This is a genomic window from Paenibacillus radicis (ex Gao et al. 2016), assembly GCF_014641555.1.
Classification (GTDB): Bacteria; Bacillota; Bacilli; order Paenibacillales; family Paenibacillaceae; genus Pristimantibacillus; species Pristimantibacillus radicis.
The window spans coordinates 655,079-680,444 of the sequence record NZ_BMHY01000002.1; the positions used below are offsets into that span (position 1 = coordinate 655,079).

Consider the following 25,366-nt stretch of genomic DNA (forward strand, 5'->3'; position numbering starts at 1 on the left):
GGAGAGATACCCAAGTGGCTCAAGGGGACCCTCTGCTAAGGGGTTAGACTGCGTAAGTGGTGCGAGGGTTCGAATCCCTCTCTCTCCGCCATATTTTTTCTAAGTGATTGTGACGGAAAGGCCGTTCAACAGCTGGTCTTTTTTTTACGCCTCAAATAAGCAAAAGATGAATCAAACCAATAAATGGATTGAAGAAATCGAAAAAAAAAGCTTGTACTGAAGCGGAAAAGATGTTACAATAACAAACGTCGTCTGAAAGACGATGGTTATATCAAGGCCCGTTGGTCAAGGGGTTAAGACACCTCCCTTTCACGGAGGTAACAGGGGTTCGAATCCCCTACGGGTCACCATTTTCCTCAATGTAAGTGAAGCAGCTCTCAAGAGTTCGTTTTACAATCATGAGAGCCATTAGCTCAGTTGGTAGAGCACCTGACTTTTAATCAGGGTGTCGAAGGTTCGAGTCCTTCATGGCTCACCATTTTCTTTAAAAGGTTTTCCCCTATACGTGCGGTAGTGGTGGAATGGCAGACACGCTATCTTGAGGGGGTAGTGGGCGTACGCCCGTGGAGGTTCGAGTCCTCTCTACCGCACCATAACCTAACATTTAAACCCTTGCGGCGCAAGGGTTTTTCTTATGTTTACATACCTCTCGCCATTTAGATAATGAGGAAAGTAAAGAATTCGATTATTCTTTACTCGCGTCAGTTGTCTGCCATCTATTCGATCGGATTCTTAATTAATATGTAACAGGCGGGTTAGTAGGGAACTGAAATGCGGTTAAACCTTGCTTAGCAAGTTACCTAATGCCGCTACAACGGCTATAATTACAACAATAATGCCAGCAAGACCAATGACCACAACTTTAGATTTTTTCATGTGACCTCCCAGAGCCTAAGAATAAATTCTATTATACTACGATAACGATGCAATGTTAACGAAGCAGGTTCGCTATATAGCGAACCTATTTTCGTTGCAGCGGGGAGACCGGCTGCCTGTAATTGATTCAGCGAAGCAATTTTCGCTTTCCGTGAACATAGGTTCTCGAGTAACGAAAATCACTTCGCTATAGGGCAGAGTTGGGTTCAAACCGAGCCGCCCAGCGAAAAACGATTCGCTAAAGAACGAACCAGCTTCTCTATATGCAACTGCCCAGCAGGGAGGATGCATATTATGCATATCAATGGCTGATCAGGCTTGAAGCAAGCAGGTTCCTGTCCCCGGCCCCAGCCTCAGCCTCAGCCCTTGCGTCAGCCCCAGCTCATCCGGCATTCACACGCTATTACGCTCATCACGCACGCATTAAAAAAAGGAAGGGCGCTTATCCAAACGCTCTTCCTTTTTCGTCCTTTAGGAACTTGTTAACGTATACTTCATAACCAGCCACACCATCGTAATGACAATGGCGACGCTGGACGCGACGGATAGCCATTTGAAGAACCAATACGATTTAGGGTTTTTATCCTTTATGCGATCCACGCTCCTCTCGCTTCCGGGGTGAGGCGTATTGACTCGACACGTATGCGGACAACGCCCGCTGGGGTCTCGACGGTTACGACATCGCCAGGCTCAGTCAGCAGCAGTGGATAGCCGACAGGCGACAGAAACGAGATGCGATTATATTCTGCGTTTGCTTTGTTAGGAAAATCGATCGTGAATGATTCCGATTGCTCCGATTGTTCCGATATATAGGATATTGTAATTTGGCTGCCGATGAGGACAACGTTATTTAATAGTTCTTCGTTGTGTTCGGCAGACTCGAGCAGTTTTTCCACCGCCCTCGTATAGTTGGAAAGGTAGCTGTTCATCTCATTTCTTTTTTTGCCGTAAACCGGAAAGTAATTATCGAGAAACTTTTTCTTTTCTTCTCCTAATACGACGAGCTGACGGACGAGCCGAGACTTCAAGCCTGACTCCGGGATACTAAGGTTCATAGTAGATTTCACCCCCGGTCCGAACATGATTGTGCTCTACGGGTTTGCTTGCGGTTGTTGTTGCCATAGCAGTCACTCTGATCTCCTCCTAATAGTAATAAAGACCCCTTAGTTAAAGAGGTCTTGATGCTACTCTAACATAGATTGCCCATAAGAGCCAGTGTAAGCGCTTTACTTCCTGCACGGAAAAAGTTGCACGGTTTAAACCGAACCGTCACAATAGAGGAAAAGGAGGAGATCAAGAAGATGGATTTGTTGACCTATAAGGAAACGGACGGCCTTCGTCTAGGCGTACGAACAGCTGCAGGAGTTTTGGATGTCGGGGCGGCTGCCGAGAAATTAACGGCAAGCCCCCATACAGCAGCCCCTGCGACGCTGCAGCAGTTGTTTGACGGCGGTGATACTGCACTGGCTTCTTTGCAGTCTCTCGTTAATGAAGCAGAGGGAGACCGCTCATTATTTAAAGAAGAGGCAGGTTTAACCCTAGGGCCATGCGTGCCGAATCCCGGCAAAATCATATGTATCGGCCTCAATTACCGCAGGCACGCGGAGGAGACGAATATGCCGATTCCGGCTTATCCAATCCTGTTCAATAAATTCGCCAACGCTCTAGCGGCGCATGGAGAGGACGTACCCTTGCCCCGCAGCAGCGAAAAGATCGATTATGAAGCGGAGCTCGCCATCGTTATCGGCAAGACGGCCAAATATGTAGGTAAAGATGAAGCCCTTGATTATGTATTCGGCTATTGCACAGCCAATGATTTGTCGGCCCGGGATTTGCAAAGCCGGACAAGCCAGTGGCTGGCCGGCAAGTCCTGCGATAAATTTGCGCCGCTTGGACCGTATCTCGTGACGAGAGACGAGGTTGCAAATCCGAATGATCTGGCTATCAGCTGCAAAGTGAATGGCGAGCTGCGCCAAAACTCCAACACCTCGGATATGATTTTTAACTGCGAAGAAATCGTGAGCTACATTTCCCAGTGCATGACGCTTGAGCCCGGAGATGTTATTTTGACAGGTACGCCTGAAGGGGTTGTGCTCGGCTATCCGCCGGAGAAGCAAGTGTACTTGCAGCATGGAGACGTCGTGACGATCGAAATCCAGCGTCTTGGCGCTTTGACGAACCGGATGGTTACGGAGTAATGCCATATCGCATCAGCGACTTTTGAGCAGCTTCGTACATACGCTTCCGTAAATAGTCGCCTTCCGTGACGAGAATACGCTTGCCAAGAAAACGGATGCGGGATAGCACAAAATCGCTCTCATCTCTTAAGTAAATGAGTGTAATCCGGTACGTATCCGTTGACTCCTCATAGCTTACCTCTTTATCGAAGCAGGAGAACGCATATAGAATGCGGGACAGCTCCCGATTAAACTGAGGAATGATTTGGATGACCGCCTGCTGCTGCTTTGAGGCATAGTAGGCGGTCATCTTTTTTTCCGCCGCTTCCGCTTGTTGCGCTGGAATAAGGGCTTCAGCCGCCTCTGCAATGTTTTGCAGCTTGGTTACCATCACGCAACGTCTGCGCAAATGGAACCAGAGCAAATACCACTCCCGTTTGACCATGGAATATTCGAGCTTATACGGATAACCGTGCTGACGCATTCGGACGGATCCGTCTTTCACCGCATAAGTCAGCTGAAGACCGAGCCTGTTGGTTAACGCTTCGCGAAGCGGCCGCAGCAGCGGGTGATAAAGCTGGCCTGTCAGACTGGCTGCTTTTTCTAAAATTTCTTCCGCTATATGCTCACTCTCATCTATCGCTCTGTCCCCATCCCGGTTCATCAGCGATCGAAGCTTGACCAGTGTAGACGGAGAAAAAGCGTGCTCGGCCTCCGGCCGGCGCAGCATAGCAGACAGCCATTCGCGTTCTTGCGCCGTAACCGCAACAGCTTCGGCATCCTCTAGACGGGCTATCATTTGATAATTATAGATTTTCTCGAACAGGCTCATAGCCGGCGGCCAGCTCCTTCCATTCTTCAATGAACTCCTGTCTTAATGAGCGGGGCTCGAGCACCTCGCAGCTGGAGCCAAAGCTCCGCAGCCAAGGCTTAATCTCCATTGTTCCATTAACGGATATCTCATAGATGAAAGTCTGATCACTTTCCTCCGTAACCGTTCCCCATTGTCCTTGCAGCCGCACCCGTTCTCGAATAAAATTCGAAGCTGATCCTTCGGGATGATAAAATCGCGCTTTTACCGTCACTGTTCTGCCGGTGTCGACGAGCCAGCTAAAACGAATTTTCTGCTGCAAAGCTTGCAGCTTTTGTTCAAACTCCGTTTCCTCTACGGCAGTACTCTCCTGCAGCTGTGTTAGTCCTTCCATTCGGTAAATGGCTATTCCTTGACGGCTGCTATGACAAAGCATATACCAGCGCCCATATTGATGGTCGTAGGCGACACGCAGAGGCAAAGTGGTGTGCTGACGCCCTTCGGATTCGCGCTCGAACAGCGGATTCGTATTTTTGGAGCCATAGCTTTGCGGAGCTTTTGGGGTGAAATAAAGGAAGCTGAGTTTTTTTCGCTCGCGAATCGCTTTCAAAATCGTATAGAGATGCGATTCATCCAATATACGAGAATGGTAATGGTATTTATAGAGGAAGGAGCTTTCCGGAATCGAGCGCTGCTTTAACGTTTTTTTCAAGCTGTCCCGCAGCAGATAGCCTTGCACGGATGGAATTTGCGTATTCGCCATTACATCAATAAAGGCATATAAATCGCTCAGCTCCGCATCCGACAGCTCCGTTATGAACCGATTGTCAGCCGTGTAGCGGTGTGGTCGCGAGCCCGATTCCTTGCGTATAACTCCTGTGCCTTCCAAATATTTGAGGTCGCTGCGGATCGTTTTTTCGTCAGGCATAGCCATATCCTCAGGCATCCCGTCGCAGCATTGCTGGAGCACCTCGGCAGCTGTTAAAGACTCTCGCTGCAGCGCGATGATGATCTGCGACAGCCGTATGCTTTCCGATTCTTTGACCGATTTGGAGCGGAATAGAAACAGCAGCACCGGATCGGCGGATTCATAATAGCTGCTTCGAAGCAGCTCAGCCAATGGTAGGCTTTGTTCCTCTTTGGGCTGCTGCCACGCTGTTCCCGCAATTTCCTTTAAGCGGCGCATCGTTTTGTCGAAGGTGTGCACGGAAATGCCAAGACGATCGGCAAACTGCTGGCGGCTGTATGCCCCGCTGGTTAGAGCGAGCATGCGCAGAAACTGTATCTCTTTATCAAAGCTTTCCCTTGCCAATCTTCCGTTCCCTCCCATTCCATGATTAAACTCTATTGTAGCAAGAGTAGAGTGGGCGGAGTGAATTTTTATGGAAAAAGACAGAGTCGTCATACTTTTACCATGTTCTGCATGAAGCTGGTGCGTAATAATAGGGAAAGCGAGAGGGGAGCTGGCCCGGACCCGGGCAGGGATTTCATTCCACAGGAATAATCCCGCAGTGCCGGCGCGGTATCCGCGCAGGGCGTGCTGTCTAGGAGCAAAGCATTCTCGCTGAAGGGGTTCGAATCCCCGCTCGCTATCTAAGCGATTCATTGGTGAAGAGTATAAGCATATTCAAACAAAATCAGCGATTGGCGGCGTTGCTCAGCAGGCTCAGACAGCTGCACCGCAGCCCGGCTATGCAACCCGCGGATACCGAATGACTGCCGTGTCAACCATCTGTTGTTCCGGTCTGCCTGACTAGCAAGCCCAAAGCAAGCAAGGCTTGGACGTAAGGCGGCAAAGAGCGGCGGTATTGGCCCGAACGCCATTCTTAAGCCGGATTCCGCCGAGGAAGCGGGAGCGGCGCGGCCAATCGCAACAACCGTAATTAACTTTATTGTGACAGCAATAAATGAGGAGGATATACATATGAACAAATGGACCATTCAAAACGATCAAAGAGGGCTGCTGTTTAAGAAGGGCAGCTACGTTCGTCTGCTGACACCTGGGGACTATCGGTTCCTGCCTTGGGCAGGCTATTCCGTTGAAGTGCTGGAGCTCGCAATGCCTTTCCAGGTGCCAGGCAAAGACTTGGAGCTGTTTATCCATGACAGCCGTTTGCTCGAAGAGCTGGTCATCGTCGATGTGCAGGATGATGAATATGTGCTGCATAACGAAGACGGACATTGCAAAAGCATACTGATGAGCTCCGGCAAGTACGCCTTCTGGAGAGGCTTGAAGCAGCATACCTTCGTCCATTTCGATATCCGGCAGCCGGAGCTTCCGGCTAAGCTGAGCGCAGCCGCGCTCAAAAAGCTTACTGGACTCTATACGACGCATGAGGTTGCCGATCAGGAGATTGGCTACTTGTTCTACGACAATGTTCAGCAGCGGAAACTGGGGCCGGGCAAGTACCGTTTCTGGAAGGGACCGGTTTCAACGTCAGTGCAAACGATTGATACTCGCCGCCAGCAGCTTGATCTAATCGGCCAGGAAATGATGACGGAGGATAAAGTGACGCTGCGGCTCAACTTCGTCTGTCAGTATAAGGTGACAAATCCGCTTAAAGCATTGGAAATCAAGGGATTCGAGGATCAGCTCTACATTCAGCTTCAGCTAGTCTTGCGAGAGTATGTTGGAACGCTTAAGCTTGACGAACTGCTGCGCACGAAGCAGGAGATCGGAACGTTCGTGCTGGAGAGAATGCAGCAGAGGAGCGAAGAGTACGGCACTGAGTTTTGCTCCGCGGGGGTTAAGGACATCATTTTGCCCGGTGAGGTTCGAGACATTATGAATACCGTGCTGCTCGCTGAGAAGAAAGCGCAGGCTAACCTGATCACTCGCCGTGAAGAGACGGCATCGACCCGCAGCCTGCTTAATACAGCCAAGCTGATGGATGAGAATGCGACCCTGTTCCGGTTGAAGGAGCTTGAGTTTTTGGAAAAAATAAGCGACAACGTCGGCAGCGTCTCGCTTACGGGCGGCGGCAACCTGCTGGAGCAGTTGAATCAGCTGTTGGCAGGCGGCAGACAGGCCAAGCCCATCGAATAGATTCGTAGAAAGGGGGAGATAGACGATGGAAAAAGATTATACCCGCTTAATTCAAGATGAACTGGCGCGGATAGAAGAAGAGGAAGGCGTCCGGATTGTGTATGCTTGCGAATCGGGCAGCAGGGCTTGGGGCTTTCCTTCGCGGGACAGCGATTATGATGTCCGCTTCCTCTTTATTCGTCCGGTAGAATGGTATTTGTCCATTACGGAAAAGCGGGATGTGATTGAGCGGCCCATTAGTGATTTGCTTGATATTAACGGTTGGGATTTGCGGAAAGTGCTCCGGCTGTTCCGCAAATCGAACCCCCCGCTGCTAGAGTGGCTGCAATCGCGTACCGTTTATCAAGAAACCGGCTCGGCAGCGGAGGCGCTGCGCAGCTTGTTGCCGCTTACCTTTTCCCCAAAATCATGCATGTATCATTATTTAAATATGGCGAGAGGTAATTATCGTGATTACTTGCAGGGCGAACGGATTCGGCTGAAAAAATATTTTTATGTGCTGCGCCCAATATTAGCTTGCGGCTGGATTGAGCAGCATAACGAAATGCCTCCGATCGCATTCGAGGAACTGATGAAGGAGATTTTGCCTCTAGACGGCGAGGTCGGCAAGGAAGTCATCAGCCTATTGGAGAGGAAGCGCGCAGGCGAGGAATTAGACAGCGCTCCGCCTCTGAAAGCGATAAATGATTATTTGGAGGAAAAGATTGTTTATTTCGAGCAAGCGGCATCAGCAGCACCGGCTGTTCATGAGGATACCGAACAAAAGCTGGATATTCTCTTTCGCGAATTGTTGACCGAAGCGTGGCAAACGGATTGAAATGGACTGTAAATAAAAGGATTGACAGCCATTCAAACAATCGTTACACTAATCACATATATCCGCTAGGATTAATTGGTTATTGAGATAATTACACATTTATAAATGCGAAGCAGTTCACCAGAACACTGGAGACTGATCGGATTCCGTATGGAAATCCGTCAGTCTCTTTTTTATTTTTCCACGGAAAAGGATGGGATGGAGACATGGGAGAGCAGGAGAAAAAAACATGGAAATTCGATACGCTGCAGGTGCATGGAGGACAGACGGCAGATCCGACAACCGGTGCGCGGGCGGTGCCGATCTATCAAAGCACCTCCTTCGTCTTCAAGAGCACCGAGCATGCGCAGGCGGTCATCAACTTCGATGAAGCCGGTAATACGTATTCCCGCATCGGCAATCCGACAAACGAGGTGCTGGAGCAGCGGATTGCAGCGCTGGAAGGGGGCGTAGGTGCGCTAGCTGTAGCTTCGGGCTCAGCAGCCGTTACTTTCTCTATTATCAACATCGCCGAAGCGGGCGACGAGGTGGTGTCCGCCTCTACGCTTTATGGCGGAACCTACAATCTATTTGACGTTACGCTGCCTAAGCTAGGCATCCATACGACCTTCGTCAATCCGGACGACCCGGAAAACTTCCGCCAAGCGATCACGGAAAAAACGAAGGCGCTGTTCGTAGAGTCGATCGGTAATCCAGGCTTGAACATCCCTGATATTCAGGCCATTGCCGACATCGCTCACGAGCACGGCATTCCGCTTATTGTCGACAATACGTTCGGTTCGCCGTATTTGATCCGGCCATTCGAGTACGGCGCCGACATCGTCGTTCACTCTGCTACCAAATATATTGGCGGCCACGGTACGACGATCGGCGGACTTATCGTCGATGGCGGCCGCTTCGATTGGGAGAACGGCAAGTTCCCCGGCTTCACGAATCCGGACAGAAGCTATAACGGCTTGAAGTATGTCGAGAAATTCGGAGAGCTGGCCTATATTACGAAGGCTCGCATTCAATATTTGCGTGATATCGGCGCATCGCTGAGTCCGTTTAATGGATTTCTGCTGCTGCAGGGGCTAGAAACACTTTCCTTGCGGGTTGAGAAGCATATCAGCAATACGAAGCAGATTGTGGATTACTTGAACGGTCATCCCGAAGTCGCTTGGGTCAATTATCCGGGGCTGCCAGACAGTCCGTATTACGAGCTGTCGCAGCGGTACTATCCGAAGGGGCCGGGATCGATTTTCACATTCGGGTTAAAAGGCGGATACGAGGCAGCCAATGTATTCATCAACCATTTGCAGCTGTTCTCCCATCTTGCCAACGTGGCTGACGCCAAGTCGCTCGTTATACATCCAGCTAGTACAACGCATGCACAGCTGTCACCCGAGGTGCTGCTGCAGACGGGCGTCGGACCGGATTTGATCCGCTTGTCGATCGGAATTGAAGATCCCCAGGATTTGATCGACGATCTGGAGCAGGCGATTCAGGCTGCGGCGCAGTCAGCTGCGGACAGCGTTGCAAATTCAGCGGGAGCCGCAGGCTAAAGGGGGCGGAAAAATAACGGATGCCGGAACTCGCACAATGGCTGGAAATAGAGCAAGAGCTTGATGTCCCGGTAACGATGCGGGACGGGGTCAAGCTGTCAGCCGATATCTATCGTCCCAAGAAAGGAGGGCCTTACCCGGTTCTCCTCATGCGAACGCCTTATAACAAATCGGATGCGCAGACGATGAACTATGCGCATCCCTCGTGGTATGCCAGGCATGGCTACATCGTCGTCATTCAGGATACTCGGGGCCGATGGCGCTCGGAAGGAGAGTTCCAGCCCTATGAGAAAGAAGCGGATGACGGCTATGACACCGTGGAATGGGCGGCTTCCCTCCCGAACGCTTTACCGAAGGTTGGCATGTACGGCTTCTCCTATGTCGGAGCTGTCCAATGGCTTGCGGCGGTCAACCGTCCGCCCCATTTGACATGCATCGTGCCCGGCATGATCGGCTCCGATGCCTATCAGGGCAAAGCTTACCGGAATGGAGCTTTTGCATTAGCGCTTTCGCAATCCTGGGTGCTGTTCGCAGCGCAGGATACGGCGCTTAGGCGCAACCGGCTGGATTGGGCAGCGGAGCTTGGTGCGCAATATGCCGGGATACATAGCGTCTACCGCAAGCTGCCATTGACAGCTTTGCCGGATGCCGTAAAGGAGACGGCGCCCTATTATTTCGAATGGTTCGATCATCCGACCCGCGATGATTATTGGACGCAGCTGTCGCTTCGCGAGCAATACGAGCGGGTTCAAGTTCCGGCGCTTCATATCGGGGGCTGGTACGACATTTTCGTCGACGGTACGATCGATAATTTCAATGGCGTCCGGCAGCATGGCGGCACGGCTGTCGCCAGAGGCCATCAATATTTGCTGATCGAGCCATGGTTTCATATGCCTTGGTCGCGATATGTCGGCGAGCTTGATTTCGGGGAGGAAGCTTCCAACCGAATCGACGCGCTGCAAATCGAATGGTTCGATTATTGGCTGAAGGGGGAGCACAGCAATCGTTTCGAGCAGCAGCCGGCGGTTCAATATTTTGAGATGGGCAGCAATCGTTGGCGTGTATCGGAAAACTGGCCGGTTCCCGGAACGAAAGCGACGCCTTACTTTTTGCGCAGTACGGAACGCGCCAACTCTATTAATGGCGACGGCGTACTAAGTTTGACCGCGCCCGCAGCGGAGCCGCCGGACGTCTATGTGTACCATCCGTCGATTGCGGTGCCGGCTTTGGGAGGCCGGTCGGGCGCTGTCCCTGATCTAACCCCGATGGGGCCGAAAAACCAGCTTCCTGTGGAAATCCGCAATGACGTGCTCGTATATACGTCGGCGAAGCTGGAACGGGAGCTAGTTATAGCGGGAGAGATTACGATAGAGCTGTACGCAGCGACCAGCGCGGAGGATACCGATTTTGTCGCTAAGCTCGTTGACGTCTATCCCGACGGCAGAGCCTACAATATCGCAGAAGGCATTATCCGCGCCAGCTACCGCTATGGTCTCGACAGGCGGGAGGCGGTGCCGCCAGGAGAAGTATTAACGTATTCATTCTCGCTTGGTCCTACAGCCTATGCTTTTAAACCCGGGCATGCCATTCGGCTGGATGTGACCAGCTCTTTATTCCCGACCTTCGACCGGAATCCGAATAAACTGGTCAACCCGGGCCAGGCGACCGAGGCGGACTTTGTGACGGCGACGCAAACGATCTATCACGATAAGGAGCGTCCATCCAAAGTATGGCTGCCTGTCGTCCAGCGCTAGCAAGTGAAAAGACAACAGCAGGAGCAGCAGGAGGTAAACATGCAGAAAAAGTATATTTGGTTCGACTTAGGCTACACACTTGTCTATCAGAATCGAGAGTCGCTCTATCAACAGTTTTTATTGGAAGAAGGAATAGAAAAACCGCTGGAGGAAATTGAAGCAGCCTATCATTTAACCGACAAGCTGTTCATGCGGCAGTATCCAGGAGCGCTGGGCAGGGGGCTGCATACCTTTTACCCCTGGTATATTGGGGTGTTGAACTATTCGCTAGACGTCCGGTTCGATCTTCATACGCAAGCAGCGAGGCTGATTGAACTGCAACAGGGGGATGGCGGGCAGACGTGGCGGGCATTTCCATTCGTCCGGGATGTGTTTGAGGCTTTAAGAGCCGAGGGCTGCGGCATCGGTCTAATCAGCAATTGGGATACGGGCTGTAAAAGCGTTCTGGCAGCTAACGGCTTGATCGATTATTTCGATGAGCTTATCGTCTCCTCTGAGGTTGAGCTGGAGAAGCCGGATGAACGCATTTTTACGCTTGCAATGGAGAAGGCAGGTGTCAGTCCAGAGCAATGCGTCTATGTCGGCGACAATTACTATGATGATGTGGTTGGCAGCGCGAAGGCCGGGATGGACTGCTATTTAATTAACAGATTCGGAAGATTGGGAGTCGAGGAGCTGAAGTATGACCGGCTAATTACTTCGATTCAGGAACTTCCTGTACTGCTTAGGCAAAGTAGAAACTTAATTCAAACCTATGACTGAAGGGGATAGAAACATGTTGAACAACAAACGTCATTATTTATGGGTATCGATCATTTTATTGCTTTCGCTCGTAACGGCCGCATGCGGCAGCAGTAATAGCGGCGGCAATAAGAATAACAGCAGCGGGAAAGAGACGGCTGCTCCAAGCGCAACTGCTGAACCGAAACAGGAGGAGAACAAGCCGGAAGGCGGCAAAGTCGAGGGCGGCAGCGTCGTCGTATCGATTCCGCAGGATTTGGACTATCTGGACCCTCATTTGGCGGTAGCTGCAGGCACGCAGGAAGTATTGTTCAACGTGTTCGAGGGGCTGCTCAAGCCGAATGAGAAAGGCGAGCTGTATCCGGCAATTGCAGAATCATACGAAGTGTCGCCGGATGGGCGTGTCTACACGTTCAAGCTGCGCTCGGGCGTGAAATTCCATAACGGCAATGCAGTTACAGCGGAGGATGTGAAGTTCTCGTATGACCGTCTGGCAGGAACGGCAACGGGCAAGCCTCTGTCCCCTGCATTCAATAGCGTGGAGTCCATCGAGGCACCTGATGCGGCGACCATTATTATTAAATTAAAGGAAAACAATACCTCTTTCTTGACCTCTCTTACGGCAGCCGTTATCCCTAACGGCTATGAGGACAGCAACAAAAACCCGATCGGCACCGGGCCGTTCAAATTTAAGGAGTATTTGCCGGGTCAACGAATTAGCGTGGAGAAATTCGCGGATTACTACGTAAAGGGCGTTCCCGTGCTGGACAAGGTTGAATTCCGTATCATTACCGATCCGGAAGCGTCGCTGCTCGCATTGAAATCCGGCGAGGTCGACATTTATCCGCGGATCGGAACGGAGAAACTGGAAGAGCTCGGCGATAAATTCCAGGCGGTAAGTGCGCCGCAAAATCTGGTGCAGCTGGTAACCTTCAATATTGACCGTAAGCCGTTCAACGATATTAAAGTTCGCCAGGCGATTAATTATGCCGTCAATGTCGATGAGATCATCGCCGGGGTAGCGCTGGGCAAAGGTACGAAGCTTGGCTCCAATCTCAGTCCCGTGCTGGCGAAGTATTATCAGGAGGGACTGGAGGATACGTACGCGACGGATATCGAGAAGGCGAAAAGCCTGCTTGCCGAAGCGGGACTCAAGGATGGCTTTGAGACGACACTATCTGTCCCTTCGAACTATCAGTTCCACGTTGACACCGCTCAAGTTATCGCACAGCAACTGGGCAAAATCGGCGTTAAAGTGAAAATCGAGCCGGTCGAATGGGCCGTGTGGCTGGAACGCATTTATAAAGGAAGAGATTATGAGCTGACGATTATCGGCTTGGACGGCAAGCTTGATCCGTATCAGATCTTGAATAAATATTTATCCGACTCGCCAAACAACTTCTTCAATTACAAAAGTACAGAGTACGACAATACGCTGCAGTCGGCGGTTGCCGAGGTGGATGACGCCAAGCGCGTAGAGCTGTACAAAAAAGCGCAAACGATACTGGCTCAGGACGCGGCGGCAGTGTACATTATGGACCCGAATCTGAATGTCGCGTTGAACAAAAAGCTGGCCGGCTATAAGCAATATCCGCTGTATGTGCAGGATCTGTCGACCGTTTACTTTACGAACTAAGGGAAGGAACTGCGAGGATGAATTACTACGTGCGGCGGCTCTTAACGCTTCTATTAACGGTGTTCTTTGTCGTTACGCTAACCTTTGCGGCTTTTCGAATCATACCGGGCAATCCGGCGCTCACCATATTGGGAACGGAAGCATCGGATGAGCAAATTGCGCTGCTAGAGGCAAAGCTCGGCATCGACCGGCCGCTGCCGGAGCAATTTGCCGATTGGCTGAAGGGAGCGCTAGCGCTTGATTTCGGACAATCGCTGCGTTTCTCCGAACCGGTGCTGAAGCTGATTCAGGACCGGTTTCCCGTTACGATCAGTTTGTCGTTGCTTGCTCTGGCAATTACTGTTGCAGCAGCCGTGCCGCTCGGTATTGCGGCAGCCCGTTCGAAGGGGAAAGTGGCGGATATGATCATCTCAATCGGCACACAGCTTGGCCTTGCGATTCCATCCTTCTGGATGGGAATTGCACTCATTCTCGTGTTTGGCCTAGCGCTGCGCTGGTTTTCGGTCAGCACTTACGTGCCCTGGTCGGAGAGCCCCTATTTAGCTTTGAAGTCGCTGCTGCTGCCGGCGATCGCGCTTGCGGTACCGCAAATTGCAATCGTTGTGCGCTATTTGCGTACGACGCTGCTGGAGCAGTTGAATCTGGATTACGTCAGAACGGCGCGAAGCAAAGGATTGAAGGAGCGTTCCGTGCTTTTTCAGCATGTGCTGCGCAACGCCTTGCTTCCCGTTATTACTGTCGTCGGTATCAACTTCGGAGAGCTGCTTGCCGGCAGTCTCGTTGTGGAGCAAGTGTTCACGCTGCCGGGGTTCGGCAGCCTGCTCATTACGGCGATCGGCAATCGCGACTATCCGCTGGTGCAGGGGATGGTTCTTCTGATCGCTTTCATCGTCGTGACGGTGAATTTTATCGTCGATTTATCATATCGTGTGCTGGATCCAAAAATCAGAATGAAATAGGGGCATTGCGATGAATAAAAAAGCGAGCTTCAGCCTGTTGCTCGGCATAAGCTTTGTCGCGCTGCTGCTGGCCGTTATGCTGATCAGTTTGTTTTATACGCCGTATGAGGCCAATGAAATGAATATCGCCGAACGGCTGCAGGCGCCTAGCGCTAAACATTGGCTCGGCACCGACAATTTCGGCCGTGACGTGCTCAGCCGGGTTATGGTAGGGGCACAAACTGCGTTTCTAGTCGGTTTGCTGTCGGCGGGTATTGGGCTGGTGTTCGGTTTTATTATCGGTACGGCAGCCGGTTATACCGGCAAATGGCTGGATGAGCTGCTTATGCGCGGTATAGACGGGCTGTTAGCTTTTCCGGGTATATTGCTCGCGCTGCTGCTTGTCTCCATCTTCAAGCCAAGCATGTCGCAAACGATACTAGCAATTGGCGTTTTATCGATTCCTTCCTTTGCTCGCGTCGTGCGCAGCGGTGTGCTTCAGCAGAAGGAAGCGGAGTATGTGAAGGCGGCCAAAGGGCTTGGCGCAGGCCATTTGCATCTTATTTTCAAACAAATATTGCCCAATATCGTCTCGTCGATTTTGACGACCGCGGCGCTCAGCTTCTCGGCTGCTATCTTAATTGAAGCAGCGCTCAGCTATTTGGGCTTGGGCGTACAGCCGCCCGATCCGAGCTGGGGACGGATGCTGAACGAAGCGCAAAGCTTTATCGGCAAAGCGCCGTGGTTTACGTTGGCACCGGGTGTATTTATCATACTGACGGTGCTTGGCTTTAATCTGTTAAGCGATGGTATTCGAGATTTAAGGGATACCCGGCAATGATAGGGAATTGGGAGGTGACGCGATGAACCCGCTGCTCGACATTCGCGATCTGAGGCTGGAGCTGCAGCGCACGCGCAAGGAAAGCGTCGCCGTATTGGACGGTGTATCGCTTTCGGTCGGAAAAGGAGAAACCGTTGGCATCGTTGGCGAATCCGGCTGCGGCAAAAGCGTGCTGTCGCTATCCATCCTTGGTTTGCAGCCGAATGCAATGCGCATTACTGGCGGTGAGATGTGGTATAAGGAGGAGCATCCGCTGCATGGGCTGAAGGAACATGAGATAAGGCGTTACCGGGGAAGCGAGATAGCGATGGTGTTCCAGGATCCGATGAGCTCGCTGAACAACGGATTGACGGTAGGCGCTCAAGTAACGGAGATGTTCCGGCTTCATTCCCGTTGCTCTCGCGCGGAAGCGAAGGAAAGGGCTATTGCGTTATTTCGCAGAGTTGGCTTGGCCCGACCAGAAGCTTTGCTCAAGGAATACCCCCATCAGCTGTCTGGCGGCATGAGGCAGCGGATCATGATTGCGATCGCGATCAGCTGCAATCCGGGCTTGCTTATTGCCGATGAGCCGACGACAGCGCTGGATGTTACGATTCAGGCGCAAATTCTCGATCTGATGCGGCAGATCCGGGAGGAGAACGATACGGCTATTATGCTCATCTCGCATGACCTGGGCGTAATTGCAGATATGTGCGATCGCATCGCCGTCATGTATGCCGGACAGATTGTCGAAGAAGGGCCAACTGCTGCGATCTTTGAGGATCCGCGCCATCCATATACGATCGGTCTGCTGCAATCGATACCTGCGCCGTCCAAGAAGCGGGAGAAGCTGTTTTCAATTCCCGGGACAGTACCGGGGCTTGCTGAGCGGCAAAGCCTGGGGTGCCGTTTCGCGCCTCGCTGCGGATTGGCTACGAAGCATTGTTACACAGAGGCGCCATTATTATTCGGAGCATCCGCCGGTCATGCGGCAAGATGCTGGCTGCTGGCCGAAAGAGGAGGGCAGACCGATGCCGTCGTCAGTTGAGCCGATTATGGAATTGATCGATATTCGCAAACAATATGGAAGCGGCGTTTTGAGCCGAAAGCACGCGGTTCGCGCTGTAGACGGCATATCGCTGACGATTAAGCCAGGGGAAACGCTGGGGCTTGTCGGCGAAAGCGGCTGCGGCAAATCGACGGTTGGTCAAATCGCCGCGAGACTGCTGGAGCCAAGCGATGGCAATCTGCACTATAAAGGCCAGACGTTAGCCGGGCATAAGGGAGCGAAGCGGCTGCGCCAGCAAATTCAATATGTATTCCAAGATCCGTACACCTCGCTTAACCCGAGCCATACGATCGGAAAGACACTGGAGCAGCCTCTTATTATTAACCGTCTGGGAGGCGATAGCAAGGGAAGAAAACGTCTCGTTAAGGAGATGCTGAGCAAAATCGGTTTGGATGATTGGCATGCAGACAGCTATCCGCATCAGCTTAGCGGCGGACAAAGACAGCGGGTTGGCATTGCCCGTGCGCTTATGCTGAATCCGGAGTTCATCGTACTGGATGAACCTGTATCGGCGCTTGACGTATCGGTGCAGGCGCAAATATTGAATTTGCTGAAAGAGCTGCAGCAGGAGCTTTCATTGACTTATTTATTCATCTCGCATGACCTTAACGTCGTTCATTATATGAGCGACCGGGTTGCGGTCATGTACTTGGGTCAAATCGTCGAGCTAGCCGACGTTCAGCAATTGTATGAGCGGCCGCTTCATCCCTATACGCAAGCACTCGTATCGGCGATTCCGGCGGAAAGCAGACATACGAAGCGAGAGCGAATAGTACTGCATGGCGAGCTTCCAAGCGCCTCCGAGCGGATGAGCGGCTGCGCATTTCGAACGAGATGTCATCATGCGCATGAGCGCTGCGCTGCCGAGCAACCGAGTCTGGCCGAACTGGAGCCGGGTCATTGGGTCCGCTGCCACTTGCATTCCCTTGCCTGAATAGATGGAGCTAACAAGGCTGAGATTCCCGGTCCATGGGGAATTTCAGCCTTGTTTTCCTCTTTTGCACAAGCGGTGTATAATGGGGAACGAATAGGCAGATCGGTATAGTAAAGGAGTTGATGGGGATGTCTCGTGAAATTCGCTCGAATGAGCTCGTGGCATTAAAGGAAATTGCGGAAATGCTCAATACGTCGAATGAGATGGATCTCATCCTTAATGATGTGCTCGTTAAACTGCTGCAATTAACCGGCTTTTCAACGGGCTGGATTTTTATGATCGACGACGATACGCCCGGCAACGAATGCGCGGCGTCGCATAATTTGCCGGAAGCGCTGACTGTTGGCAACTACGCGCTCATGTGCGGCGAGGATTGCTGGTGCGTGGAGCGCTACCGCGAGCATGAGCTTCATCAAGCGGTTAATATTATTGAATGCAGACGGATCAATTACGCCGTTTCGCTTCAAATCGGAAGCACAGAGGGCATTTCGCATCATGCGACGGTGCCGCTGACAGCAGGCAAAGACCGGTTTGGACTGCTTAATGTAGCCCAGGCAGGCAAAGACTTTTTCAGCGAAGAGGAATTGGCGCTGCTGCAGGCGGTCGCGTTCCAGATCGGAACTGCGATCAAGCGGATTCGGTTATACCAGGCGCAGGAGAAAAATGCGATGCTGTACGCAAAGCTTGGCGACGTTATCCAAAAGCTGAACGCGATTCAAAACGGCGATCAACTGCCGCTTCAGGCAGTAAAGCTGATCGGAGATGCATTTAATTGGCCGCATGTGTCTTTCTTTATCTATGAAAGAGATTTGTCGTTGCGGGCTCATTATACGAATGGCCGGGTCAACAAGGATTGGCGCTCGCTTAAGCTTCATGAGGCGGGACCAGTCAGTATGGCCTTTCAGGAAAACAGACTTGTAATCGAATCTAACGGGGCGGTTGAATCCTGTCATTCGCTGGCTGCAATCGGCATTCCGCCCTACGCATCAGCAGCGGCTATTCCGCTCCGGATCCGGAACCGGACGATTGGGGTGCTGTTTGTCAGCAGTCCGGGCAGCAAGCAATTTGACGAGCTCCATGAGGACTTTATGTATTCGCTTGGCGACCATTTCACTTTGAGTATGGAAAACCTGCGCGTCTACGAGCAGCGGCGTGAACTGGCTCGCATGGAGGAGCGGAACCGGATGGCACGTGATTTGCATGATTCGGTTATCCAAAAAGTATTTTCCCTCTCTTTCCTCGCGAAAGGAGCGGAGACGGTGCTGTCCGAGGGAGCCCCTGTCGTAAAGGAATCACTACAGGAAATTCAGCAATTGGCTCAAGAGGCGCTCAAGGAAATGCGCGGCCTGATCTGGCAGCTTCATCCTCCGGGTCTTGAGAACGGTCTTCTTCCTGCCTTGAAGCAATACGGGCAAGGGATGAACCTCGACATATACACTCAGGTTGACGGGGTGAAGGAGCTTCCGCGTGCCGTTGAAGAAGCGTTATGGCGAATTGGTCAAGAGGCGCTTAATAATGTAAGAAAGCATGCGGGAACAACCGAAGCTTATGTTCATCTCGTAAAGACGGATATGATGGCGACTCTGGAAATTATGGACAGAGGCCGGGGCTTTTCGATGGAACGCAAAAAGTCGGACTTAACGATGGGCATGATGTCGATGAGGGAACGTGCGGAATCGCTTAATGGTCAATTGACGATTCGAAGCGGCAAAGGAAAACCGACCATTGTGAGAGCTGAAATTCCAATTACGGCAGCGGAAGAAATCTGCAGCGAGAATGAGGGTTTAGTGTGAAAATAAAAATATTGCTGGTCGACGACCATCAAATCGTGCTGAAAGGCATTTCCTTTTTTCTAAGCATGCAGCCTGATTTTGAATTGGTTGGAGAGGCGCAGAACGGCAAGGAAGCAGTAGAAAAAGCAGGAGAGCTGCAGCCGGACATCGTATTGATGGATTTGAATATGCCGGTTATGGATGGCATTGAAGCAAGCGCTCAGATAGCGGAGCAGCATCCTCACATTAAAGTGCTCGTATTGACGAGCTTCTCGGATCGCGGTCACATCCTGCCTGCGCTCCAGACGGGAGCCGTCGGTTATATGCTCAAGGATGTGGAGCCCGAACAGCTGGCGGAAGCGATCCGCAGCGCTTATATGGGCAATATTCAGCTTCATCCCGATATTTCGGCTGCGCTGCTTCATCAATTGCAGCCGCAGTCCACGCAAGCTTTGAACAGTGGAGCGGCTGTTATTCCGGCCCAGACGGGAGCGGAAGCGATTGAATCGTTAACGCCGCGGGAGCAGGAGGTGCTGCAGCTGCTTACGAAAGGGCTCAGCAACAAAGAAATTGCGCAAACGCTGGTCGTAGCCGAGAAAACGGTAAAAACGCATGTGAGCAATATTTTGGGTAAATTGCGTCTGTCCGACCGGACGCAGGCGGCGCTTTATGCCGTACACGCTCTTCATCCGCAGGAATAGCTTTCTTAGAAGTGGTCTTACGTCTATAGTCTTACGACTAGTCCTCCGTCTTCGGAGGACTTTTTTATGCGATATTTCCGTCTAATTACCGATGTGCCGCTGCTCTTTTCGTACTAAACTACAGGTAGTTACAAAAAGTTAGTGCAACTATTGCTAACTACAATAATTGCTTGAGGCAATAAAAATTAAAAAACATTATGTGGAGGGAATTACTATCATGAGTACTGTACTTTTCGTTAAAGCAAACGACCGTGACATTGAGCAAGCGGTTAGCGTTAAATTGTATCACGCATTTTTGGATAGCTACAAAAAGAGCCATCCTGAAGATACAGTAATTGAGCTTGACCTGTTCAAACAAGAGCTTCCTTACATGAATGCCGACATGATCAACGGTAATTTCAAAGCGGCTCGCGGTTACGACCTGACGCCTGCTGAGCAAGCGCAAGTTGAAGTGGCTGGCAAATATATCGATCAATTTCTGGCGGCAGACAAAGTCGTATTCGGCTTCCCGCTTTGGAACCTGACGATCCCTGCTGTACTGCACACTTATATCGACTACATCTACCAAGCAGGCAAAACGTTCAAATATACCGAGCAAGGTCCAGTTGGCCTTATTCCGGACAAAAAAGTCGCATTGCTTAACGCACGCGGCGGTATCTACTCCGAGGGTCCAGCTGCTGCAGCGGAAATGTCCCACAACTATGTGAAAAACATCATGAGCTTCTTCGGCGTAACGCAATTCACTGACGTTATCGCAGAAGGCCATAACCAACTGCCAGCACAAGCGGCTGACATTGTTGCAAGCGGCGTTGCTGCTGCTGAGAAAGCTGCAGTAAGCTTCTAATTGACTATTCATGAACGGATAATAGCAAGAAAAGACAAGCGGGTATATTTTATATACCTTGCTTGTCTTTTTTCCGCTTTAGGAGAACGGAGACGATCAATGGAGCTCGGAGACGAGGTTGATGAAATGGCGTCCCGCTTGGGAGAGGTAATGATCCTTGAGCCAAATGAGGCCGGATGTTGAGACATGCGGCGATACTTCAATCTCATAGGCATGAATGCGGGGCGTATGGTGCAGTTTAAGGACGGTAGCCGGAACAATCGATGAAGCGAAGCCTGTGGAGACGAATTCCATTAGCAAGGCGATGTCGGAGCATTCGCCGAGCAAACGGGGCGTAATTTTGACGCTGGCGAATTGTTCGATGATACGGTGGTAGATACCGAGGCCTTCTGTGCTTGGCAGCATAAGCGGGTAAGGCTCAATCGTCCGGTAGTTTACCGGTTTGCCCTCCAGTCCGCTTGGATCGGAAGTGACGAAGTAGAAGGGCTCTCCTTGGAGATGCAGCACGGAAAACTCGCTCAGCTCCAGCGGCAGCCGGACGATCGCGAGCTCGATTTCTCTTGATCGGACGAGTCTGCATAGCTGGGATGATTCATTTTGCTGAATTTTGTACGTAATGTTGGGAAACTGCTGCTTATAGCGGAGCATGAGCTCCGGGAGCCGGGCATCCGACAGCGTATTGATTCCGATCGTCAGCTTTCCCCGGACGCCTTGTCCCGTTTCTTGCACTTCCTTCTGGCATTCTTCCATTTCTTTCGTAATCTTAAGCGCTTGCCGGTAAAGCGTCTTGCCTGCATCCGTCAGTTCTATCGTTTTTCCGATACGGTGAATGAGCTGTACGCCAAGCTCATTTTCCATTTTTTTAAGCTGCTGGCTCAGCGGGGGTTGTGCCATATGCAGCTTTTTAGCTGCGGCAGTAATGCCTCCCTCTTCTGTAATCGCAATAAAATAACGCAGCTGGCGGAGATCAAGTCCCATTTTACGCGTCCTCCAATCTATACAAATCCATATGATAAAAGTATGCAAATTCAATTTTAATAATATTTTTCATATTGTGATGCCTATGGTAGCATGGTTGCAGCATAAAAACAAAGGGGCGCTTCGCCAGTATGAGACATCTTATGAATAACAGCTTGAGCACGCTGCAATGGTTTATATTTATGATTACCAGTTCGATTGCGCTTCCGATCGTTATCGGCAGCGCATTTCATTTGTCTGCGGGAGAAGTGGAAGGGCTTGTGCAGAGGACGCTGTTCATCGTTGGCTTGAGCTCGTTTCTGCAAGGATGGATAGGTCACCGCATGCCGCTGATGGACGGGCCTGCGGGCTCCTGGGTCAGCGTATTTGTATTGTTCGCGGATGTTGCAGTTCGCCATGGGCAACAGCCCTCGCAGTCGCTGCAATTGCTGGAGGGCGGATTGCTCGTAGCCGGTGTGCTGCTAATTCTATTGGGGGCAACGGGAGCGATTTATAAAATATTGCCGTTGTTCACGCCGCTCGTTACCGGCTCATTCCTGCTGCTGCTCGTCGTGCAGCTTAGCGGTGTTTTTTTGAAAGGGATGCTTGGCATTCATGGGGAGACGGACATACCGAATTATGGTGCCTCCCTTATCGCTTTCGGCATTTTTGGTCTCGTCGTCTGGCTGTCGTCGAAGGGAAAAGGATGGAGTAAAACCTATGCGATCCTAATTGGAATAGCGGGCGGCTGGATCATCTTCGCTTTGATAGGCAAGGCGCCGTTTGCGCTTTCGGCTGGAGATACGCCATTTGTTAAGCTGCCTGAGGTATTCGCATGGGGCCCGCCTGAATTTAATGCCGGTATCGTGACAACGGCGGTGTTGTTTACGATTACGCTTGTATCGAATACGATAGCAGCGGTAACGGCGGTTAGCGAGCAGCTTCCCGAGGCAAACAAGGATATAATGAAGAGAAGAATGAACAGAGCAAGCTTGATTGGCGGCGTCTCTCATATGCTGACGGCATCCGCTTCAACGGTAGGAGTCGTACCCCTCCCGGTATCGGCCGGTTTCATCCGGATGACCGGGCAGCGGTCAAGAGGACCGTTCCTCGCGGCTTGTCTGCTGCTGGTGGGAATTGGGACTCTGCCTGTTGTGCTGCGTATGCTGTCGCAGGTTCCGGGGCAGGTGGCAAGCGCTGTGCTGCTGGCTTCCTTCGTACAACTGGCAGGCATATCATTCGCAAGCTTGTCCAAGGAAACGAACAACCAGCGCGGGTTGACGATTCTAGGCGTTGCCATGCTTGTCGGGATCGGCATTATGTTTCTGCCGCCAAATGCTCTGGCTGGACTGCCGCCTACTTTACAGGATGTTGTCGGCAATGGTCTGCTCGTGGGCACGCTCATCGTAATCGCCTTGGAGCGGCTTTGGAAGAAGCCGGCTGCTGTCCTTAATAGCGGGCCATGAGGTGCGGGAATTGTGTAGATCGACAAATTTTGACAACAGTAGTTCTGAAGTAGTACGATAGTAGTCTAATCAACCTAGACGGCTAACGGAGATGATAGGGATGGACAAACAATTTTTTGATGAAATGAGAAAAATCAGCCATGAGGATGAGCTGCGATCGAAGCTGCTGATGCATGGCATGAAGAGGCTGCTGGAGGAGAAGCAGGAGAAGAAAGTGTACCGCGGACCGCTCGCCTTTTGGGCTCGCCGAAAGGCGCTGCGACAGGCTGAAACGTATGTCGCACCGTGGAACCCGAGCGACTCCATGACTCCTTAAAAGCACGGCCGTTCAAAAAAGTTGTGACTTTTTGACTGCGAATGCGTATACAATCCTATAAATATCCAATCGAGGGGAGATATACGTATTGAGCAACTTTGGGTCGCAACCAGATTTGGAAGCCGTTAAGCCGCATACAAAGATGGGCGGGAACGGGCCGATGAAGCCGGGGACTGTCGTTAAAATCATCGTCGGCATCGTCGCTGCCATCATTATTGTGATGGGAGTGTTCACGTCATTTTACACGGTACAGGAACAGGAGAGGGCGGCGATTTTAACCTTCGGCACCTATACGGAGGAGAAGACCGCAGGTCTTCATTTCAAATGGCCTTATCCGATTCAAGACGTCGTAATCGTACCAGCAGAGCTTATCCAAAGCATTACGATCGGCTACCGCCAGCAGGGCGACAAGGTCGTTCCGATTGATGAAGAAGCGATCATGATTACAGGGGACGAAAATCTCGTATCTGCAGACGCCGTCGTCCAGTGGAAAATAAGCAATATTGAAAAATACTTATTCAATATGGATAAACCCGAGCAGTTTTTACGCAACTCGGCATCGGCTTCCATCCGCTCTGTAATTGGCTCCGAGAAGCTGGATTACGCCATTACGGACGGTAAAACCGTCATTCAGGAGAAAGTGCGTGAACGGCTGGTTGAGCTCCAGGCTAAATATGATACAGGCATTCAAATTCTCGGCGTGAAATTCCAGGATATCGAGCCTCCAAGCGGTCAAGTGGAGGAAGCGTTCCGTGAAGTTACGAATGCGCGCGAGGAGAAAAACACGAAGATCAACAATGCCGCAAAGTATGAAAACGACCGGATTCCGAAAGCAAGGGGCGAAGCCCAGGCGCTGATCGAAAATGCGGAGGCGGAGAAAAAATCACGGATTTTGAACGCTCAGGGTGATGTGGCGAAATTTAATGCCATCTACAGCGAGTATGCGAAAAATCCTTCTGTAACAGAAAGCCGGCTTGTACTGGAGACGCTGGAGAAAATATTGCCGAACGCGCAAATTTTCATCACCAATACGAACAGTGATACCGTCAACTACTTGCCTTTGAATGAATTGATGAAGCCGAAGTCCGGCTCGCCAGCCTCCAATCAGGGAGGTGCGGCACAATGAAGAATAAACACTGGTTTATAGTAGCCGGTATCATTATTATAGCGATCCTGTTATCCGGCTCGATGTTCGTCGTCAAGGAAGGGCAGTACAAGGTCGTGCTCAAATTCGGCGAAGCCGTCCGATATGCCGAAACGCCAGGTTTGAAATTCAAGCTGCCATTTATTGAGAACGTCGTCGAATTGCCAAAGTACCAAATGACGTACGAGAGCAGTCCGACGAACATGCTGACGAAGGATAAGAAGCCGATCATCGTCGACAATTACACGGTATGGAGAATTAATAATCCAAAGCAGTTTAATCAGAAAGTAAAATCGGTGGGCGTCGGCATCCAGCGGATCGATGAAGCCGTGTACAACTCGGTGCGGCGTAAGCTGGCGGAAATCAACTTCGATCAGATCATTAGCGAGAACACGGCCCGCGGCAATATTAATGACGAGATCACCAAAGATGTAGCGGATGCGCTTACTCGCGATGAATACGGCATCGAGATTATCGACGTTCGGATTAAACGTACCGACTTGCCGGAGAGCAACAAGCAAAGCGTATTCAATCGGATGATTTCCGATCGTCAGTCGATCGCTGCACGTTACTTGTCCGAAGGGGACGAGGAGTCGCGTAAAATTACGTCGAAGGCCGATCGTTCGGCGACGGAAATTATGGCGCAGGCGGAAGCAGACGCGAAAAAAATCATAGCCGAAGGCGAGAATGAAGCAGCAAGAATCTATAATAACGCCTACGGAAAAAACCCAGAGTTCTACAGTCTGTACCGGACGCTGGAGAGCTATGTGACGACGCTGCAAAATGAACCGGTCATTATGCTCCCGATTGATTCGCCTTATGCGAAAATATTGTTAGGCAAGTAACAATCAGTCAGTAGTCAGCATTAAGTTATCGGCATATGGCCGATAATAGGCGGTCTGCCCCGAATGCAATCGGGAGCAGGCCGTTTTTTTTGTACACTCATAATAAAATGGACGGGCTTTAGAACAACCACAGTTAAATGAGACGTATAATTGGCTCA

General features: G+C 51.2%; 22 protein-coding genes, 4 tRNA genes and 3 pseudogenes. 24 read left to right on the forward strand and 5 right to left on the reverse strand.

Features of this window, described 5'->3' with window-relative positions; all coding sequences use genetic code 11:
- The 4 genes from IEX98_RS08395 to IEX98_RS08410 all read left to right on the forward strand — a co-directional run bounded on the left by IEX98_RS08395 (nt 1) and on the right by IEX98_RS08410 (nt 593).
- Nucleotides 1–91 (forward strand) — tRNA-Ser (locus IEX98_RS08395).
- 184 nt (nt 92–275) lie between these two features.
- Nucleotides 276–350, forward strand: a tRNA-Glu gene (locus IEX98_RS08400).
- 52 nt (nt 351–402) lie between these two features.
- Nucleotides 403–478: transfer RNA gene (locus IEX98_RS08405), tRNA-Lys, on the forward strand.
- 29 nt (nt 479–507) lie between these two features.
- A tRNA-Leu gene (locus IEX98_RS08410) sits at nt 508–593 on the forward strand.
- Nucleotides 594–1,347: 754 nt separating this feature from the next.
- On the opposite strand, the gene IEX98_RS29350 is transcribed toward IEX98_RS08410, so the two are convergent.
- Both IEX98_RS29350 and IEX98_RS08415 read right to left on the reverse strand, forming a co-directional pair.
- Entirely contained in the window at nt 1,348–1,476 is a 129-nt protein-coding gene (locus IEX98_RS29350; protein WP_268237826.1) for a hypothetical protein, read from the reverse strand.
- Complete coding sequence (locus IEX98_RS08415) at nt 1,464–1,931, reverse strand: GreA/GreB family elongation factor (protein ID WP_188888449.1); 468 nt, start codon at nt 1,929–1,931, stop codon at nt 1,464–1,466. Before IEX98_RS08415 ends, IEX98_RS29350 begins: the two co-directional genes overlap by 13 nt.
- A gap of 246 nt (nt 1,932–2,177) precedes the next feature.
- Between IEX98_RS08415 and IEX98_RS08420 the strand changes: the two genes are divergently transcribed.
- Nucleotides 2,178–3,074, forward strand: a complete 897-nt coding sequence (locus IEX98_RS08420) for a fumarylacetoacetate hydrolase family protein (RefSeq protein WP_188888450.1) — start codon at nt 2,178–2,180, stop codon at nt 3,072–3,074.
- On the opposite strand, the gene IEX98_RS08425 is transcribed toward IEX98_RS08420, so the two are convergent.
- Entirely contained in the window at nt 3,064–3,885 is an 822-nt protein-coding gene (locus IEX98_RS08425; RefSeq protein WP_188888451.1) for a WYL domain-containing protein, read from the reverse strand. The two genes, IEX98_RS08420 and IEX98_RS08425, sit on opposite strands and share 11 nt — an antisense overlap.
- The gene (locus IEX98_RS08430; protein WP_188888452.1) at nt 3,860–5,176 is read right to left on the reverse strand and encodes a helix-turn-helix transcriptional regulator; all 1,317 of its coding nucleotides are present in this window, start codon (nt 5,174–5,176) and stop codon (nt 3,860–3,862) included. Before IEX98_RS08430 ends, IEX98_RS08425 begins: the two co-directional genes overlap by 26 nt.
- Before the next feature lie 612 nt (nt 5,177–5,788).
- Here IEX98_RS08430 and IEX98_RS08435 point away from each other — a divergent pair.
- The 15 genes and pseudogenes from IEX98_RS08435 to IEX98_RS08495 all read left to right on the forward strand — a co-directional run bounded on the left by IEX98_RS08435 (nt 5,789) and on the right by IEX98_RS08495 (nt 20,480).
- Nucleotides 5,789–6,910, forward strand: coding sequence for a slipin family protein (locus IEX98_RS08435; protein ID WP_188888453.1), 1,122 nt, complete (start codon nt 5,789–5,791; stop codon nt 6,908–6,910).
- 25 nt (nt 6,911–6,935) lie between these two features.
- Entirely contained in the window at nt 6,936–7,727 is a 792-nt protein-coding gene (locus tag IEX98_RS08440; protein WP_188888454.1) for a nucleotidyltransferase domain-containing protein, read from the forward strand.
- 206 nt (nt 7,728–7,933) lie between these two features.
- A complete protein-coding gene (locus tag IEX98_RS08445) occupies nt 7,934–9,271 on the forward strand; it encodes an O-acetylhomoserine aminocarboxypropyltransferase/cysteine synthase family protein (RefSeq protein ID WP_188888455.1) in 1,338 nt (445 codons plus the stop codon).
- Nucleotides 9,272–9,291: 20 nt separating this feature from the next.
- The gene (locus IEX98_RS08450) at nt 9,292–11,025 is read left to right on the forward strand and encodes a CocE/NonD family hydrolase (protein ID WP_188888456.1); all 1,734 of its coding nucleotides are present in this window, start codon (nt 9,292–9,294) and stop codon (nt 11,023–11,025) included.
- 39 nt (nt 11,026–11,064) lie between these two features.
- Nucleotides 11,065–11,787 (forward strand): HAD family hydrolase, encoded by a 723-nt coding sequence (locus IEX98_RS08455; protein ID WP_188888457.1) that lies wholly within the window; start codon nt 11,065–11,067, stop codon nt 11,785–11,787.
- Between the two features lie 13 nt (nt 11,788–11,800).
- Nucleotides 11,801–13,402: an ABC transporter substrate-binding protein gene (locus tag IEX98_RS08460; protein ID WP_188888458.1), complete on the forward strand. Its 1,602-nt coding sequence runs from the start codon at nt 11,801–11,803 to the stop codon at nt 13,400–13,402.
- Between the two features lie 17 nt (nt 13,403–13,419).
- Complete coding sequence (locus IEX98_RS08465; RefSeq protein WP_188888459.1) at nt 13,420–14,361, forward strand: ABC transporter permease; 942 nt, start codon at nt 13,420–13,422, stop codon at nt 14,359–14,361.
- A gap of 10 nt (nt 14,362–14,371) precedes the next feature.
- Complete coding sequence (locus tag IEX98_RS08470) at nt 14,372–15,181, forward strand: ABC transporter permease (protein WP_188888460.1); 810 nt, start codon at nt 14,372–14,374, stop codon at nt 15,179–15,181.
- Between the two features lie 22 nt (nt 15,182–15,203).
- Entirely contained in the window at nt 15,204–16,208 is a 1,005-nt protein-coding gene (locus IEX98_RS08475) for an ABC transporter ATP-binding protein (protein WP_188888461.1), read from the forward strand.
- Between the two features lie 7 nt (nt 16,209–16,215).
- Nucleotides 16,216–16,677: pseudogene (locus IEX98_RS29510) on the forward strand (ATP-binding cassette domain-containing protein); the annotation flags it as partial.
- 195 nt (nt 16,678–16,872) lie between these two features.
- Nucleotides 16,873–17,163 (forward strand): oligopeptide/dipeptide ABC transporter ATP-binding protein, encoded by a 291-nt coding sequence (locus IEX98_RS29515; RefSeq protein ID WP_374705331.1) that lies wholly within the window; start codon nt 16,873–16,875, stop codon nt 17,161–17,163.
- Nucleotides 17,164–17,291: 128 nt separating this feature from the next.
- Nucleotides 17,292–18,956, forward strand: coding sequence for a GAF domain-containing sensor histidine kinase (locus tag IEX98_RS08485; RefSeq protein WP_188888463.1), 1,665 nt, complete (start codon nt 17,292–17,294; stop codon nt 18,954–18,956).
- Nucleotides 18,953–19,376 (forward strand): annotated as a pseudogene (locus IEX98_RS29520) (response regulator); the annotation flags it as partial. The gene IEX98_RS08485 and the pseudogene IEX98_RS29520, both read left to right, overlap by 4 nt.
- A 62-nt stretch (nt 19,377–19,438) precedes the next feature.
- Nucleotides 19,439–19,636 (forward strand): annotated as a pseudogene (locus tag IEX98_RS29525) (response regulator transcription factor); the annotation flags it as partial.
- A gap of 217 nt (nt 19,637–19,853) precedes the next feature.
- Nucleotides 19,854–20,480, forward strand: coding sequence for an FMN-dependent NADH-azoreductase (locus IEX98_RS08495; RefSeq protein WP_188888465.1), 627 nt, complete (start codon nt 19,854–19,856; stop codon nt 20,478–20,480).
- Nucleotides 20,481–20,576: 96 nt separating this feature from the next.
- Here IEX98_RS08495 and IEX98_RS08500 read toward each other — a convergent pair whose 3' ends face one another.
- Nucleotides 20,577–21,458, reverse strand: a complete 882-nt coding sequence (locus IEX98_RS08500) for a LysR family transcriptional regulator (RefSeq protein ID WP_188888466.1) — start codon at nt 21,456–21,458, stop codon at nt 20,577–20,579.
- Nucleotides 21,459–21,601: 143 nt separating this feature from the next.
- Here IEX98_RS08500 and IEX98_RS08505 point away from each other — a divergent pair, with 143 nt between their 5' ends.
- From IEX98_RS08505 to hflC, 4 genes are all read left to right on the forward strand, one after another.
- On the forward strand, nt 21,602–22,903 hold the full coding sequence (locus IEX98_RS08505) for a purine/pyrimidine permease (RefSeq protein WP_229692051.1): 1,302 nt from the start codon (nt 21,602–21,604) through the stop codon (nt 22,901–22,903).
- 100 nt (nt 22,904–23,003) lie between these two features.
- The gene (locus IEX98_RS08510) at nt 23,004–23,219 is read left to right on the forward strand and encodes a hypothetical protein (RefSeq protein WP_188888468.1); all 216 of its coding nucleotides are present in this window, start codon (nt 23,004–23,006) and stop codon (nt 23,217–23,219) included.
- Nucleotides 23,220–23,307: 88 nt separating this feature from the next.
- A complete protein-coding gene (gene hflK, locus IEX98_RS08515) occupies nt 23,308–24,345 on the forward strand; it encodes an FtsH protease activity modulator HflK (RefSeq protein ID WP_308421762.1) in 1,038 nt (345 codons plus the stop codon).
- Nucleotides 24,342–25,208: a protease modulator HflC gene (gene hflC, locus IEX98_RS08520; RefSeq protein WP_188888469.1), complete on the forward strand. Its 867-nt coding sequence runs from the start codon at nt 24,342–24,344 to the stop codon at nt 25,206–25,208. The genes hflK and hflC overlap by 4 nt, the downstream gene beginning before the upstream one ends.
- The last annotated feature ends 158 nt before the right edge of the window (nt 25,209–25,366 follow it).

Bases quoted from the DNA above. Each gene is read 5' to 3' on its own strand.
- IEX98_RS08415 (WP_188888449.1), bottom strand. From the start codon at position 1,931: ATGAACCTTAGTATCCCGGAGTCAGGCTTGAAGTCTCGGCTCGTCCGT.
- IEX98_RS08420 (WP_188888450.1), top strand. From the start codon at position 2,178: ATGGATTTGTTGACCTATAAGGAAACGGACGGCCTTCGTCTAGGCGTA.
- IEX98_RS08425 (WP_188888451.1), bottom strand. From the start codon at position 3,885: ATGAGCCTGTTCGAGAAAATCTATAATTATCAAATGATAGCCCGTCTA.
- IEX98_RS08435 (WP_188888453.1), top strand. From the start codon at position 5,789: ATGAACAAATGGACCATTCAAAACGATCAAAGAGGGCTGCTGTTTAAG.
- IEX98_RS08440 (WP_188888454.1), top strand. From the start codon at position 6,936: ATGGAAAAAGATTATACCCGCTTAATTCAAGATGAACTGGCGCGGATA.
- IEX98_RS08445 (WP_188888455.1), top strand. From the start codon at position 7,934: ATGGGAGAGCAGGAGAAAAAAACATGGAAATTCGATACGCTGCAGGTG.
- IEX98_RS08450 (WP_188888456.1), top strand. From the start codon at position 9,292: ATGCCGGAACTCGCACAATGGCTGGAAATAGAGCAAGAGCTTGATGTC.
- IEX98_RS08455 (WP_188888457.1), top strand. From the start codon at position 11,065: ATGCAGAAAAAGTATATTTGGTTCGACTTAGGCTACACACTTGTCTAT.
- IEX98_RS08460 (WP_188888458.1), top strand. From the start codon at position 11,801: ATGTTGAACAACAAACGTCATTATTTATGGGTATCGATCATTTTATTG.
- IEX98_RS08465 (WP_188888459.1), top strand. From the start codon at position 13,420: ATGAATTACTACGTGCGGCGGCTCTTAACGCTTCTATTAACGGTGTTC.
- IEX98_RS08470 (WP_188888460.1), top strand. From the start codon at position 14,372: ATGAATAAAAAAGCGAGCTTCAGCCTGTTGCTCGGCATAAGCTTTGTC.
- IEX98_RS08475 (WP_188888461.1), top strand. From the start codon at position 15,204: ATGAACCCGCTGCTCGACATTCGCGATCTGAGGCTGGAGCTGCAGCGC.
- IEX98_RS29515 (WP_374705331.1), top strand. From the start codon at position 16,873: ATGTACTTGGGTCAAATCGTCGAGCTAGCCGACGTTCAGCAATTGTAT.
- IEX98_RS08485 (WP_188888463.1), top strand. From the start codon at position 17,292: ATGTCTCGTGAAATTCGCTCGAATGAGCTCGTGGCATTAAAGGAAATT.
- IEX98_RS08495 (WP_188888465.1), top strand. From the start codon at position 19,854: ATGAGTACTGTACTTTTCGTTAAAGCAAACGACCGTGACATTGAGCAA.
- IEX98_RS08500 (WP_188888466.1), bottom strand. From the start codon at position 21,458: ATGGGACTTGATCTCCGCCAGCTGCGTTATTTTATTGCGATTACAGAA.
- IEX98_RS08505 (WP_229692051.1), top strand. From the start codon at position 21,602: ATGAATAACAGCTTGAGCACGCTGCAATGGTTTATATTTATGATTACC.
- IEX98_RS08510 (WP_188888468.1), top strand. From the start codon at position 23,004: ATGGACAAACAATTTTTTGATGAAATGAGAAAAATCAGCCATGAGGAT.
- hflC (WP_188888469.1), top strand. From the start codon at position 24,342: ATGAAGAATAAACACTGGTTTATAGTAGCCGGTATCATTATTATAGCG.